General features: G+C 71.3%; 13 protein-coding genes. 7 read left to right on the top strand and 6 right to left on the bottom strand.

The genetic code is table 11. From position 1 onward, the window contains the following. Genes ACWCQ1_RS32095 through ACWCQ1_RS32085 form a run of 3 tightly spaced genes read left to right on the top strand, consistent with a single transcriptional unit; the run spans position 1 to position 3,351 of the window. Positions 1-1,530, top strand: a complete 1,530-nt coding sequence (locus ACWCQ1_RS32095; protein ID WP_358604648.1) for an amidase — start codon at positions 1-3, stop codon at positions 1,528-1,530. Then, entirely contained in the window at positions 1,523-2,287 is a 765-nt protein-coding gene (locus ACWCQ1_RS32090; protein WP_358604651.1) for a cysteine hydrolase family protein, read from the top strand. The genes ACWCQ1_RS32095 and ACWCQ1_RS32090 overlap by 8 nt, the downstream gene beginning before the upstream one ends. Beyond that, entirely contained in the window at positions 2,284-3,351 is a 1,068-nt protein-coding gene (locus tag ACWCQ1_RS32085; protein ID WP_358604654.1) for an acetamidase/formamidase family protein, read from the top strand. Before ACWCQ1_RS32090 ends, ACWCQ1_RS32085 begins: the two co-directional genes overlap by 4 nt. Before the next feature lie 9 nt (positions 3,352-3,360). Here ACWCQ1_RS32085 and ACWCQ1_RS32080 read toward each other — a convergent pair whose 3' ends face one another. From ACWCQ1_RS32080 to ACWCQ1_RS32065, 4 genes are all read right to left on the bottom strand, one after another. Further along, positions 3,361-3,933, bottom strand: a complete 573-nt coding sequence (locus ACWCQ1_RS32080) for a hypothetical protein (RefSeq protein WP_451027956.1) — start codon at positions 3,931-3,933, stop codon at positions 3,361-3,363. A gap of 76 nt (positions 3,934-4,009) precedes the next feature. After that, positions 4,010-4,261 carry a hypothetical protein gene (locus tag ACWCQ1_RS32075; protein WP_451027955.1) on the bottom strand — a complete coding sequence of 84 codons (252 nt, stop codon included), beginning with the start codon at positions 4,259-4,261 and terminating at the stop codon, positions 4,010-4,012. After that, positions 4,258-5,193 carry a protein-ADP-ribose hydrolase gene (locus ACWCQ1_RS32070; RefSeq protein ID WP_451027954.1) on the bottom strand — a complete coding sequence of 312 codons (936 nt, stop codon included), beginning with the start codon at positions 5,191-5,193 and terminating at the stop codon, positions 4,258-4,260. The genes ACWCQ1_RS32075 and ACWCQ1_RS32070 overlap by 4 nt, the downstream gene beginning before the upstream one ends. Positions 5,194-5,390: 197 nt before the next feature. After that, positions 5,391-6,152, bottom strand: coding sequence for a nuclear transport factor 2 family protein (locus ACWCQ1_RS32065; protein ID WP_358604663.1), 762 nt, complete (start codon positions 6,150-6,152; stop codon positions 5,391-5,393). A 151-nt stretch (positions 6,153-6,303) separates the two neighbouring features. Between ACWCQ1_RS32065 and ACWCQ1_RS32060 the strand changes: the two genes are divergently transcribed. From ACWCQ1_RS32060 to ACWCQ1_RS32045, 4 genes are all read left to right on the top strand, one after another. Continuing rightward, entirely contained in the window at positions 6,304-7,203 is a 900-nt protein-coding gene (locus tag ACWCQ1_RS32060; protein WP_451028004.1) for a helix-turn-helix transcriptional regulator, read from the top strand. 688 nt (positions 7,204-7,891) lie between these two features. Beyond that, complete coding sequence (locus tag ACWCQ1_RS32055; RefSeq protein WP_451027953.1) at positions 7,892-9,097, top strand: PucR family transcriptional regulator; 1,206 nt, start codon at positions 7,892-7,894, stop codon at positions 9,095-9,097. Between the two features lie 264 nt (positions 9,098-9,361). Beyond that, positions 9,362-10,585 (top strand): acyl-CoA dehydrogenase family protein, encoded by a 1,224-nt coding sequence (locus ACWCQ1_RS32050; RefSeq protein WP_358604669.1) that lies wholly within the window; start codon positions 9,362-9,364, stop codon positions 10,583-10,585. Positions 10,586-10,650: 65 nt separating this feature from the next. Further along, entirely contained in the window at positions 10,651-11,226 is a 576-nt protein-coding gene (locus ACWCQ1_RS32045) for a flavin reductase family protein (protein WP_358604672.1), read from the top strand. A 201-nt stretch (positions 11,227-11,427) separates the two neighbouring features. Here the strand turns inward: ACWCQ1_RS32045 and ACWCQ1_RS32040 are convergent, their stop codons facing one another. Together ACWCQ1_RS32040 and ACWCQ1_RS32035 are read right to left on the bottom strand one after the other, a co-directional pair. Continuing rightward, the gene (locus ACWCQ1_RS32040) at positions 11,428-12,501 is read right to left on the bottom strand and encodes a maleylacetate reductase (RefSeq protein WP_451027952.1); all 1,074 of its coding nucleotides are present in this window, start codon (positions 12,499-12,501) and stop codon (positions 11,428-11,430) included. After that, positions 12,498-13,379: a dioxygenase family protein gene (locus tag ACWCQ1_RS32035; RefSeq protein ID WP_451027951.1), complete on the bottom strand. Its 882-nt coding sequence runs from the start codon at positions 13,377-13,379 to the stop codon at positions 12,498-12,500. The genes ACWCQ1_RS32040 and ACWCQ1_RS32035 overlap by 4 nt, the downstream gene beginning before the upstream one ends. Positions 13,380-13,445: the final 66 nt, after the last annotated feature.

Genomic DNA, 13,445 nt, shown 5'->3' with positions numbered 1-13,445 from the left:
ATGGATGATCTTCTCGCCGCCTTCTGGGCGTACGAACGGGCCCTGATGGCCAACGACCTGGCGGGCCTGGACCGCTGGTTCCTCGACGCGCCGGACACCCTGCGCGCCGAAGGGGACACCGTCCTGGTGGGCCACGCCGCGATCGCCGACTTCCGGCGCGGGCGGGGCGGGGCCCCGGCACGAGTGGTCGAGCGGGTGCACGTCGTGCGCCCGGCGCCGCGGGTCGCGGTCGTCACCGCCGAGACCCGGCGGCAGGACGGCACGCGCGGGCTGCAGACCCAGGTGTGGCAGCACACCGACGCCGGGTGGCGGATCGCCGCCGCGCACGTCAGCGCCGCAGCCGCACCCCGGCCGGACGACCGCCCCGATCCGGCGGTGTGGCGTGTGGCCGGTCCCCTGGTCGAGTCGAGCGGCCAGGGCCCGCTGGCACACGTCCGCACCGCTGTGAAGGACCTGTTCGCCGTGGCGGGACAGCGCATCGGTGCGGGAAACCCGGCCTGGCTGGCCGAATCCCGCACCGAAGAGGCGCACTCGGACGCGGTACGACGCCTGCTCGACGCGGGCGCCGAACTCACCGGCATCGCCCAGACAGACGAACTGGCCTTCAGCCTCGCCGGGACCAACGCGCACTACGGCACCCCCGTGAACCCCGCCGCCCCCGGCCGGATCACCGGCGGCTCCAGCAGCGGCCCGGCCGCCGCCGTGGCCCGCGGCTGGGCCGACCTGGGGCTGGCCACCGACACCGCCGGCTCGATCCGCGTCCCCGCCTCCTACTGCGGCCTGTACGGCTGGCGGCCCACGCACGCGGCCACACCCACCAGCGGCCTGCTGGCGCTTGCGCCCTCCTTCGACACCGCCGGCCTCCTGGCCCGCGATCCGCACCTCCTGCGCACCGCGGCCCAGGCGCTGCTGACCACCGACGAGCCCTCCACACCAGTGACCCAACTCCTGGTCGACGACGACCTGGTGGCCCTCGCCGAACCCGAGGTGCGGTCCTCGTTCGAGGCGGCATGCCGTGCGTCGGCCCTGCCGGTGACCCGTGCGTCCACCGGGATCTCCGAGCACTTGGAGGGCTGGTTCGCCGCCTTCCGGACCGTGCAGGCGGCGGAGGCGTGGGAGGGACACGGTGCCTGGATCACCGCGCACCCGGGTGCGCTCGCGCCGGACGTGGCGGCGCGCTTCGACAACGGGCGCCGGATCGCCTCGGCCCAACGCGCCCAGGCGGAACAGGAGTTGACGGACGCGCGGAAGCTGCTGGACGCCGTCATCCCGCCCGGTACCACCCTGTTGCTGCCCGCCACGAGCGGCCCCGCCCCGCTCGCCGACGCACCGCCCGCCGAGGTGGAGGCCGTGCGTGCCGCCACCCTGCGCCTGACCTGCCTCGCCTCACTGGCCGGTCTCCCGGCGGTCGTCGCCCCGCTGCTGCGGGTGCGCTCCCTGCCCGTGGGGCTGTGCGCGCTGGGCGCCCGCGGCACCGACCGTGCCCTGCTGGACTTCGTCACCGAATGGAGGAGCCCCGCGCATGCCTGAGGTCCACCGTCTCATCGGACCCAACTCCCGCAACGCCTGGCGCGTGGACGGGCCAGTGGTCACCCTGGCCCGCCCCCACCGCGCCCCGCATCCGGTCACCGTCGAGGCGCTCCCGCAGAGCGTGACCACCGACCTCGCGGCCACCGCGCTGATCGTCGTCGACATGCAGAACGACTTCTGCTCACCGGACGGCTGGCTCGCCTCCATCGGCGTCGACGTGACCCCGGCCCGCGCCCCGATCCCCTTCATCGCCGGCCTGCTGCCGCTCCTGCGCGCCGCCGACGTCCCCGTGATCTGGCTCAACTGGGGCAACCGCCCCGACCGGGCCAACCTCCCGCCCGGCGTCCTGCACGTCTACGACCCCGACGGCACTGGGGGCGGCATCGGGGCCCCGCTGCCGGGCGGCCGGGTCCTGGAGCAGGGCAGCCCCTCGGCCGCGATCGTCGAAGGGCTCGAGCCGGCGGACAGCGACCTCCACGTCGCCAAGTACCGGATGAGCGGCTTCCAGGACACCGAACTGGACAGCGTGCTGCGCAACCTGCGGGTCGACACCCTGCTGTTCGCCGGCGTCAACGCCGACCAGTGCGTCCTGTCCACGCTCATGGACGCCGCGAACCTGGGCTACGACGTCCTCCTGCTCGAGGACGCGGTGGCCACCACCTCGCCCGCGTACTGCATGGACGCCACGCTCTACAACGTCCGCCAGTGCTTCGGCTTCACCCTCACCTCACACGCCCTCCAGGAGGCCCTGAAGTGAACCTCCTCCAGCCCGGGCTGGGCCCCCTCGACGGTGACCACTACCTGCCCGCCGATCCCTCCCGGGTGCACTGGGGCCTGCTGCCCAACGCCACCGCCAAACCGGCGCTGACCGTGCGCACGGGCGAGACCGTCACCTTCGACACCATCAGCCACGAGGGCATCCTGGAGGACCAGGGCCGCGACCCGGCCGCCTTCTTCGGCCAGGCCGGCATCCCCAAGGACGGTCTGCTGCACGACGCCGTGGAACTGGCCGCCTCCGCACGCGAGCACGAGCCTTCACTGCACGGCCCGCACGTCGTCACCGGACCCGTGGCGGTCCAGGGCGCGCGACCGGGCGACGTCCTGGAGGTCGAGATCCTGACCCTGCACCGCCGCGCGCCCTACGGCGTGATCAGCAACCGGCACGGCAAGGGAGCCCTCCCGGGCGAGTACCCGCTCACACCCCCGGGCGAGCCGTCAAGCCTGGTCGCGACCGTCGGACCGGACGGCCGGGGACGGCTGCCCGTCGGCCACGGCCGCCAACTCGCCTTCCCGCTACGCCCGTTCCTTGGGATCATGGGGGTGGCCCCGGCCACAGAATCCCCGGTCCACTCCGTTCCACCCGGCCCGCACGGCGGGAACATCGACGTCCGCCACCTCGGCACCGGCGCCCGGCTCTTCCTGCCCGTCCAGGTCCCCGACGCCCTCTTCTACGTCGGCGACCCCCACTTCTCCCAAGGCGACGGCGAAGTCTCCCTCACCGCCTTCGAAGCCCCGTTGCGCGCCACCCTCCGCCTCACCGTCCACCGCGACGAGGCCACCCGCTCCCTGGCCGCCCGGCTGCGCGCCCCCTTCGCGGAGACCGCGACCGAGCACATCGTCCTCGGCCTCGACCACGACCTCGACGAGGCCCTGCGCAACGCCGTACGTGACGCACTCACCCTGCTCACCGAGCGGTTCGGCATCCCCGGACCCGTCGGCCTGGCCTACCTCAGCGCGGCCGCGGACTTCCACGTCTCCCAGGTGGTCGACATCGTCAAGGGCGTCCACGGCCGCATCTCCAAGGCGGACCTGACCTGCTGACGGCTCGGCTCACCCGGGTGAAGGTGCCTGGGTGGGCTCGGCGGTCGGGTGCGGCAAGGCGAGTGCGTCGAGCAGTCGTTCGGCCCCCACAGGGACGGGCAGAGTCCGGCCGTCGAGGTCCGCCGGGGTTTCGGGATGGGTCGGATTGACGCGTACGAGGCGTGCGTTGGGGAAGTGCCGGGTCAGTTGTTCGCCGGGCCATCGGATCACGCCAGGCGTGTTGAACCCGGCGCCGAGTTCCAGGACGACCAGGCGGGTGTCGACGGGCGCTGTTCCCAGCCAGTGCTGGAGGCGACGGCCCGCCGGAAGGTAGGGAGTGTCGACGAACTCGGGCCCGACACGGACGTTGATCTCGACATCCCGGCCGCAGTTCGGGCAGCGGGGGAGGGCGCTCGGGTCCGTTATGGCACCGGTGTCCGGGTCGTATGCGGCCAGGAGCCGCGCGACGAGGGAGCGGCTGTCCCAGGTGGTGGAGGTGCAGGGAGTGGCGCACTGGTATCGGCCGTAGTCGCCCTGCGGTGTGAAGATCCGGTCGGGGGTGAAGCCGCCCCGGGCGAAGAGGGCATCCACGTTGGACGTCATCACCCAGTGGTCCTTGTCGCCGACGAGGGAGCGCAGACGCCGGTAGAGCGGATGGGGGCCCGAGGAGTAGCGGATGTCATTGATGTGGACGGCCCAGTAACCCCACAGCAGGGCGGGCGGCAGAGGGACGCCGACGAAGATAGCGGGAGCGCAGGCCCAGGCGGTGCAGGGCGGGGAAGAGCTCCTTGAAGCGGTCCTCGTCTCCGTAGTCGTATCCGGCGGCGGCGCTGAGCCCGGCCCCGGCGGTGATCAGGACACGGTCGGCCTCGGTGAGCCAGGTGCGAATCGTGTCGGCGGTGGCGGCCAACTCGAAGGTGAGGTCGTTCATCGGGGACTGGGTCCTTCGGGCAGGGCTTCGTGGTAGGCAGCGAGGTCGTGATCCGTGTACACGTTGAAGATCACGCGGTCGAACCGTTCCGGGTGCGCGTCGAGCCAGTCGGCCACGGTGTTCAGGGCGATGCGGGCGGCCGGTTTCCGGGGGTAGCCGAAGACGCCGGTGCTGATGCCGCAGAACGCGACGCAGCGTATGGCGTCCACCTCCACGGCGAGGTCGAGGCACGCACGGTACGCGGACGCCAGTGCCCGCTCGTGGAGCGGGAGTACGGGACCGTCGACGATGGGGCCGACGGTGTGCAGGACGTAGCGGGCGGGCAGGTGGTAGCCCCGGGTGATCTTGGCCGTGCCGGTTGGCTCCGGGTGGGCTTGCAGGGACATGACGGTGTGACAGTCGGTACGCAGGCGGGGACCGGCGGCGGCGTGGACGGCGTTGTCGACGCACGGGTGCATCGGGGTGAAACAGCCGAGCAGGGCGCTGTTGGCGGCGTTCACTATGGCGTCAGCGCCGAGTGTGGTGATGTCTCCCCGCCACAGTGCCGTCCGGCCGGCGGCCCGGTAGGTGCTGTGGGGAAGCGTGTCGCGGAGTGTGGGCAGGGAGGACGCGTCGACGGTGTCGCGCGCCAGACGTTCGCCGGCGAGCAGCGCGTCGAGTACCCGGGCGGTCCGGGTGGGCAGCGGGCCCGGTTCCCGGACTGTCAGCACGGCGCGCAGGAGTTGCCGGGAGGCCATGTCGTCGAGCCGCTCAGCTGCACCGGGGCGCCATCCGGCCCTCACGGCCACCGGATCGTGGCCCAGCAGGCCGAGTGCCTCGCGGACCAGATCGGCATGCCGATCCCCGGGTGCGGGACCGACGTCCGACCGGAATGGCCCGTCGAGAGAAATGGCGCCCCTGTAGGCGGCGAGCGGCAGCGGGGTGGCGTACACGGTGAACCTCCGGGCGGGCGCACGTCGCCGCGCCCTCACCCGGGGGCGGGCAGGAGCACGGCGGCGTGTCCAGCGTCATGTGATGGGCGATGGACGCATGCCGGGGGCTTCGACTCAGCCGGGCACGAACAGGTCGTGCGCCACGTCGGCGTGTGTCAGGCCACTCGGCGCGTCTTGCGTCGCCGGTGCGGTGGGCCTCAGAACAGGCCGTTGTCGTGGGGCAGTTGGGCCGGGATCGGGGCGATGACGTCCCAGTGCTCGACGATCTTGCCGCTCTGGACCCGGAAGAGGTCGTAGTACGCCACCGGGACGCCGAACTCCCCCTCGGACTGGAGCAGCACGAACTCGCCCTCGGCGATGACCTTGTGGACGGTCTTGTAGACGAGGTTCTTCCCCTGTTCCGCCCACTTCGCGGCTGCGGCGCCGAAGCCGTCGAGGCCGTCGGCGGCCTCCGGGTTGTGCTGATGGTAGGTCTCTGTGGAGATGTAGTCGGTGAGCACCGAGTAGTCGGCGCCGACCAGGACCTTCTGCGCGAACTCGGCGACCAGGGCGCGGCTGGCCGCGGTCTCCTCGGGTGCGGTGACCTGGGAGGGGCCGTCGGTCTGCGAGCGGCCCGACGCCGTCTGCGGTACCAGAGGGGTCAGGGCGTCCCAGTGCTCGGCGAGCTTTCCGTCGGCATCGACGCGGAAGATGTCGAAGGCGACCAGCGGCTCCGGGCCGAAGCCGTGATACGTCCCGTGCAGGGCGACCAGGTCGCCGTCGGCGATGACCCGGGCACCCTCGTACCGGAAGCCGTCCGGCAGGCCGGAGACAAGCTGACGCAGGGCCTCGGGGCCGTCGGCGGCCAGCGCGCTGTGCTGTGTGTAACCGGCAGCGACCCAACGGTCAACGGCGCCCGGGTCCTTCTGGCCGAACAGCTCACCGGCTGCGGCGAGGACGGTGTTCTTGGTGTCGCTCATGATGGATCTCCTCACGGGACAGGTGTCGACGGATGCGTTGACCGACTCCGTCGGCTTACCGTTTTCTGACACTGAGTAGGATGTGGGGTGTGCCAGCAATGAGAATCTATGCCCGGGGAACAGGCAGAAGGGGATACGCTGACGACTGATGATGGTCAGAATCCGACATGACGCCGTCGGGGGAATCCCGACAGTCTCCTTCGCTCCGCCCATCGGCACCCCCGCCGGTGTCGAGGTGCTGTCCCTCGCCGACCTGTGCCACCGCGTACCGGGCGAGCGGCTCACGGTCCCTCAGCGCCCGGACTTCCATCACCTGATCACGCTCGCCGGAGGAACCCTGGGGCACACGGTCGACTTCACCCCCTACTTCCTCGAAGCCGGTTCATGGCTGTGGGTTCGCCCCGGCCAGGTGCAGCAGTGGGGCGACCTCACTGATGCGGAGGGAACGGCGATTCTGTTCCGCCAGGACTTCCTCGATCCGGCCACCAGCGCCGGAGCCCGCGTGGAAGACCCGCACGCGCCGATCCTGCGCCGACCCCTGTCCGACGACTCCAGGGCCCTGCGCCTGGCCGTCGACCACCTGACCGCCGAGTTCCACGCGCTCGGAGACCTGCCCCTGGAGCTCCACACTGCGGCCCTGCGCCACCTGCTGGCCGTCCTCGTCCTGCGCCTGGCCCACCTCACCGTCCCCGTCGGCAGCCCAGCCCCCGAACCCGACGCCACCTACCTGCGCTTCCGCGACGCGGTGGAAAGGGACTTCGCCCACACCCGCCGCGTCGAGGACTACGCCGACGCGCTGGGCTACTCGGCCCGCACCCTCTCCCGCGCCACCCTCGCCTCCGCCGGAATCGGCGCCAAGGAGTTCATCGACCGCCGTGTCGTCCTCGAAGCCAAGCGCCTGCTGGCGCACAGCGATCAGACGGCCGCCCGAATCGCCGACCGACTCGGCTTCTCCAGCGCGACCCACTTCAGCAAGTACTTCCACCAACGCACCGGACAGACCCCGATCACCTTCCGCGACACGGTTCGCGGGCACACCCCAAATGCGTGAGGGTCGGGGCGTGGTGACCCCCATCTGCCGCCTCCCGCGCGACGCGCGGCACGATCCTGACTTCCCGGCAGCTCGCCCCGGCCGTCGACGTCGTAAGGGTCCGATCCTCCGTCGCACCCGGCTCGCCGAACCGTGGACGGTGTCGAGGACGGCGCCGACTGGCCGACCTTGTCGGGCTATCTCACCGGTACGACGTACGACGTACGATGTCAACGGCGGCGCGCACATCCACTGACCCGCCCCTCGATGTTCCAGCCGGAGCGATGCGTCCGGCCGGGTCGGAGTTCGCCCGGGCAACAGACAGCCGGGTCACGTCACCCGGCTGGGACCGGCCCGACCCGTGAGGCCCACGCAATCGGAGGGCGTGCGGCGGCGGACGCGGACCAGCGGCTCACCGGCGCCGGCTCCCGGAACTCAGGCCTGGCCGCCGGCCGCGGAGCGGCCCCGCCGCAAGTGTCGGCGGAGGTGTTGTACACGATCACCGTGCTTCGGCTGCTGCACCCGGACCCTCGAGGTGGTCCAATGTTCATATTCATCCGGGATCCGGCGAGCAGAATCGCGCGGACTGGCGCGGGCTCGTCGTAGGGGGCCGGGACGGGAGGCGGGGTTGGGCGAGGACCTCGGCGCGTGGGTGAGACGGCTGCACCCGGCCGTGGAACCGGGGGAGCCCGCGTGCACTCCGGAGACGATGCGCCGTGCGATCGACCAGGTCGGTGATCAACCGGTCGCGTGGGCGCTGGGGGTCGCCGCCGACATCGTCGGGCGTGGCGCGTTCCCGGAACCGCTCCGTGGCGGCCCGCGAGGCTCCCAGGTCCTGCGCTCCAGTATCGAGTCGATCATCATTGCGACGCTCGTCGCCATCGAGGCCGACGGCCACCCACCGGCCAACATCCCGGCTGAGGCGGGCGCGCAGCTCGTGGACCTGGTCCGCCGCCGGGTACCTCTAGAGCTGATCCTCAGCCATCAGCGCAGGATCCACTCACAGCTGGCCGACCACTTCATGGGCGGCTGTCGTGCCCTGGTACCGATCCCCGATCTCGCCGCATCGCTGGAACACGTCTCTCGTGTGCTCTTCGAGTTCGCGGACGCGTTCGCCACCATCACCGCCGAGATGTACGGCGCTGAGAACGAGCGGTTCATGAAGAGCACCGCCGCTGCGAGGTACGAGACGGTCCTGGCGCTCCTGGCGGGAGAGGGTTCTGCCGACGCGGCCTCCCGACAGCTGGCCTACCCGCTGGCGAACTCGTATCACCTCGGGCTGGTGCTGCATTCCGCGACCTTGCCGAGGCACACGGCGGACGACCTGGAGCACGTGGCCCGGTCCCTGCTGCGCGGCATCGGTGCGAACGCGCAGCTGGTGGTGCCGGTTGACCGGACGGAGGCATGGGCGTGGGGAGCCTTCCGGGCGCGTCCACCGCGGGCAGAGCCGCTGCTGCCTGACGGGTCCGACGTCATGGTCGGCGTCGCATGCCCGCACCGAGGGGTCGAAGGCTTCCGCGCCACCCACAAGGAGGCTCTCGATGCGACGCGGGTCGGGGCCTTCAGGGGGAGCTCGAAGGAGTACGCGGGTGTCGTCCGGTACGACGAGGTCCGACTGCTCTCGCTGCTGATCGCGGACCCTGACAAGGCCGCGCGCTTCGTGCGGGACGAGCTCGGCGCCCTGGGAGGGAGCGCGGGTTCCGTTCTCCGCCAGACCGTGCGCGCCTACCTCGACTGCCACGGCAGTCCCCAGGAGGCCGCCAAGAAGCTGCAGGTCGCGAAGAACACGGTCATCTACCGGGTCAAGCGGGCCGAGGAGCTTCTCGGCCGCTCCGTCAGGGACTCGCAGCTCGAACTGCACGCGGCACTGCGCCTGGCCGAGCTGTTGCCGGATCTGCAGGACACCGCTCACTGACGGGCACCGTTCACGAATCCCGCGCGCCTCCCTGCCGTCGGGCCACGTCGACCACCGGGGATTCGGGCTGATCGGCCCCTCGTTCGCGTCGCGCGAGCCGTGAATGGGCCGACGTGCCGCCGTTTTGGACCCGGGGCGCAATCGGTGTCGAAAGGTTGGCCGCCCAGCCATAGGGAGGGGCCTCGCACGCGGACTTCAATCGGTGGCAGGACGACACGACCGGCCGCCGCTTCGCCAGGTGAGCCGGCTGGGCAAGGAGGCCTCATGACGACTCTCGATGGCGTCACGACGTTCGGACAGCAGACGCAGAGCGAAGTACGCGAACGCCTTCTGGGGACCGCCCGCGACCTGCGACCGCTCCTGCGCGAGCACGCCGATGAAAGCGAGCGCAACCGCCGTCTCGCCGGGGAGACGGAGCGGGCCCTGCGCGAGTCCGGACTGTTCCAGGCCCTGACACCGCGCCGGTCGGGCGGGGCCGGGGGAGACGTCCGCACCCTCATCGAACTGTCCGCCGAGCTCTCGCGGGGAGACTCCTCCGCGGGCTGGGTCGCCTTCATAGCCAACACCACCGCGTTCGGCATGGGCCTCTTCTCCGACGACGTACGGGAACTGGTGTACGGCCCGGACCCCCGCAACGTCGCGATCAGCCAGTTCGCCCCCGGCGGGACCGCCGAGAAGGTCGACGGTGGCTACCGCATCAACGGCAAGTGGGGCTTCGCCTCCGGCTGCTACCAGGCCCAGTGGACGCTGAACGCGTTCCTGGTCCTCGACGCGGAGGGCCGGCCCACGGAGGTGCGGTGGGCCCTGATGCCGCTGGCCGACATGCGGATCGAGGACACGTGGTACGTCGTCGGGATGGCGGGGACCGGCAGCAACACCCTCGTGGCAGAGGACCTCTTCGTCGAGGACCGGTGCACCCTGAACCTGGAGACGTTCATGGGCACGACTGTCTTCCCGGTCTGGCACGAAGACGAGACCAGCTACCGGGCGTCGCTCAACTCTCTCGCCTGCCTCGGCCTGTGCGGCCCGCTGCTGGGCATGGCCGAGGCCGCCTGGGACTTCACCATGGAGAACATCGGCAAGGGCCGGCCTATCAGCTACTGGGCCTACACCGACCGCCGGGACGCCCCCAGCTACCGACTCGCCCTTGCCGACGCGCGGGTCGCGATCGATGCCGGAAGGATGCACCTGCTCCGGTCCGCCGACGAGATGGACGACGCCGCCCGCGAGGGCCGGGTCCTCGACACGGCGGCCCGGGCCCGCATCCGCGGCGACTCCGAGATCGCGACCCGCAACTTCCGCCAGGCCGTCACGCTCCTGCTCGACATCGTCGGCACGAGCAGCTTCGCCCAGTCCAACCCGCTCCAGCGCGTTTGGCGGGACCTGACCGTCGCCAGCGGCCACGGCCTCAACAACCCCCTGCTGAACCGGGAGATCTACGGCCAGAGCCTCGTGGGCCGCGACACCGCGGAGGTCGGTTCGCTCTGAATCCGTCGTGCGTGGCCCTGAGGGCCACCACGGCGCGACTCGACACGTCGAAAGGAACCTCCACCATGACGGCAGTCGTCATGCCTCCGCCCGCTCACCCCCCGATCCACCTGACCGCGGCGGAACGGGCGCAGTCCCTGCCGGCCGAGACCTTCAGGTCAGCGTTCCGTATGCACCCCTCCGGCGTCGCCGTGGTGACCGCCGACCCGGGCGGCCGGCCGGTCGCGATCACGGTCAGCTCGCTGGCCTCCGTCAGCGCCGAACCACCGCTGATCGTCTTCTCCGTCTCCTCGAGGGCCTCCAGCAGCTCGGTCCTGCAGCAGGCCGACAGCACCGTTATCCACATGGTGGGCAGCGACCAGCTCTGGCTCGCGCGACTCGGGGCCACCAGCGGGGTCGACCGCTTCGCCGATACGAGCGCGTGGACGCGGCTGGCCACGGGCGAACCGGTCTTCACGGCAGCCCCCGCGTGGGTGCGAGGAAAGGTGGTCTCGCGTATCGAGGCGGGTGAGGCCTCGATCTTCGTCGTCCACGCGGTGTCGGCGTCCGTACCGGAGGAGGCCGCCGAACCGGTGGCGGCCCCGCTCGTCTACCACTCCCGCTCCTGGCACCGGCTCGACGACCAGTCGAGGCTGACGTAATCCGGGCCGCAGATCTCTACCCTTTCGAGACGTGTGGGCGAACCGAGAGTGAGCTGGGCAACCTCGGCGTCCGAAGGTGTCGAGGATGTGTCGGTGTTCGGCAGCCCACAGCCGGTGGGGCGTCGTCCAACTCGTTTTCAGGCCAGGCGTACAGGACCACGTCGGCGCTCCGGCGGCGTCCGACGCCTGGCTAACGTGCCCTCAGGACGCGGGGGGCCGTCCGGACCAGGCGGCGTGGAGGAGTCGGCCGAGCCCTTCCGCGGTGACCGCGCGGGGGTTGGTGTAGGGGTTGGACAGCGCGGCCTGGACGATGCGGTCGATGTCGGCCTCGGCCATGCCGAGTTCCCGCAGGGATCGCGGTGCGCCCAGTCGGCCGGTGAGGTCCCACAGGTGCGTGGCGGGGTCGGCCGTGGTGCCGAGGGCGCGCCCGAGTGCGGTCACCGCTTTGGGCGCCGCTTCCTGGTTGTAGGCCAGGGCATGGGGGAGTACGACGGTGTGGGTGGGGGCGTGCGGTAGGTCGAGGGTGCCGCCGAGGGCGTGGCAGAGCTTGTGGTGCAGGGACATGGTGGTGGCCCCGAGGCAGGCGCCGCACAGCCACGCGCCGTACTGGGCACGGGCGCGGGCGTCGAGGTCGGTGCCGTCGGCGACGACGTCGGGGAGCGCGGCGGCCAGCGCACGTACGCCTTCCTCGGCCATCAGGTCGATGACGGGGGAGGCGTCCGGGGCGTACAGGGCCTCCACCGCGTGCGCGATCGCGTTCATGCCGCTGGTCGCCGAGACGGCCGTCGGCAGGGCGAGGGTGAGCGCGGGGTCGTACAGCACCGACACGGGCAGGACGCGCGGGTCCCTGCCGGTGCGTTTGACGCCGTTCTCGGTGAGGCCCCATACCGGGGTCATCTCGGACCCGGAGTAGGTCGTCGGTACGGCGATGACCGGTAGGCCGTACTTCAGGGCGACGATTTTCCCGAGGCCGATCGCCGAGCCACCGCCGACGGCGACGCAGCCGTCCGCGTTCACCTCCTTCGCGCGCCGTTGGGCCTCGGCCGCCGACTCCGTGGGCACGTGCATCCGGGCGTGGGGGTGCAGGGCCACCGCTCTGCTGCCGAGGAGGGCGGCGACGGTTTCGGCGAGTTCCCGCCGGCCGGGCGAGCACAGCACCATGACCCGCTCGAGTCCGGCGTGGTCGATCTCGTCCGCGAGCCGGTCGAGGGCGTCGATGCCCATCACCACCCGCATCGGGAGAGCCTGGTAGGCGAAGGCGGGCGGGATGGTCACCGAGCGTCCTTCGGCGTCTCGGGCTCGATGGCGATGTCGATCTCGGCCAGCCGGAACGGAGCGGTGACCCGGTACTGACGGGCCTTGTCCTCGTCGTCGACCTGCGCGAAGTCGACGACGAGGCTCTCCTTGACGGCGAAGACGGCGTCCGAGTCCAGATAGGGGCCGTCGGCGACGAAGATGTGCGTCGTCAGCGGCCGGTGTCCGTCGGCCTCGACGATGAAATGGATGTGGGCCGGCCGGTACGGGTGCCGCTCGGTGGCGTCGAGCAGCACTCCTACCGGACCGTCGGTCGGAATGGGGTAGTGGCTCGGCACCACGGTACGGAACCACACCCGGCCTTCGTCGTCGGTAGGGAAGAGGCCGCGTCCGTTGCCCGGCGGCTGTACGTCGGGCTGCTGCACGTCGTAGAAACCGTCCTCGGTGCATTGCCACACGTCGACGCTCGCGCCGTTCAGAGGGGTGCCGTCCGCCGATGTGACCCGCAGCGACACGACACAGGGTTTGTCGCCGCCCAGCAGATCGATGCTGTCCCCGCTTCCGCGCTGGGGGGACTCCACCATGTGGAAGGGCCCCAGGACCGTGCTCTCGGTGCCGCCGCCCTGCTCGTTCAGGGTCTCCACCAGCATGGAGACACCCAGCACGTCGGAGAGCAGGATGAACTCCTGGCGGGTGGGGTCACATTTCTGCCCGACGGCGGTGAGGTAGTCCACGGCGTACTCCCACTCCGGGATCGTCGGGCGCAACTCGCGGACGTAGCCGTGCAGATGGCGGACGAGCCCTTGGAGCAGTTCACGCAGCCGCGGGTCCGGCGTGTCACGGAAACTGTCCACGGCGGCGGCCGTGATGGCCTGCACCGCCTCGTCGGTGCCGGGCATGACTGACCTACCTCCAGTGCTGGCGCGGGCGTTCAGGGAGAAACGCTAGGGAGGCGTCGGCCGAGG

The organism is Streptomyces sp. NPDC002144 (assembly GCF_053593695.1).
This window is presented reverse-complemented; position numbering and strand designations above follow the sequence as displayed.

Excerpts from the sequence above, each read along its gene's own strand:
- ACWCQ1_RS32095 (WP_358604648.1), top strand. The coding sequence starts at position 1 with ATGGATGATCTTCTCGCCGCCTTCTGGGCGTACGAACGGGCCCTGATG.
- ACWCQ1_RS32090 (WP_358604651.1), top strand. The coding sequence starts at position 1,523 with ATGCCTGAGGTCCACCGTCTCATCGGACCCAACTCCCGCAACGCCTGG.
- ACWCQ1_RS32080 (WP_451027956.1), bottom strand. The coding sequence starts at position 3,933 with ATGACGTCCAACGTGGATGCCCTCTTCGCCCGGGGCGGCTTCACCCCC.
- ACWCQ1_RS32075 (WP_451027955.1), bottom strand. The coding sequence starts at position 4,261 with ATGAACGACCTCACCTTCGAGTTGGCCGCCACCGCCGACACGATTCGC.
- ACWCQ1_RS32065 (WP_358604663.1), bottom strand. The coding sequence starts at position 6,152 with ATGAGCGACACCAAGAACACCGTCCTCGCCGCAGCCGGTGAGCTGTTC.
- ACWCQ1_RS32060 (WP_451028004.1), top strand. The coding sequence starts at position 6,304 with ATGGTCAGAATCCGACATGACGCCGTCGGGGGAATCCCGACAGTCTCC.
- ACWCQ1_RS32055 (WP_451027953.1), top strand. The coding sequence starts at position 7,892 with ATGCGCCGTGCGATCGACCAGGTCGGTGATCAACCGGTCGCGTGGGCG.
- ACWCQ1_RS32050 (WP_358604669.1), top strand. The coding sequence starts at position 9,362 with ATGACGACTCTCGATGGCGTCACGACGTTCGGACAGCAGACGCAGAGC.
- ACWCQ1_RS32045 (WP_358604672.1), top strand. The coding sequence starts at position 10,651 with ATGACGGCAGTCGTCATGCCTCCGCCCGCTCACCCCCCGATCCACCTG.
- ACWCQ1_RS32035 (WP_451027951.1), bottom strand. The coding sequence starts at position 13,379 with ATGCCCGGCACCGACGAGGCGGTGCAGGCCATCACGGCCGCCGCCGTG.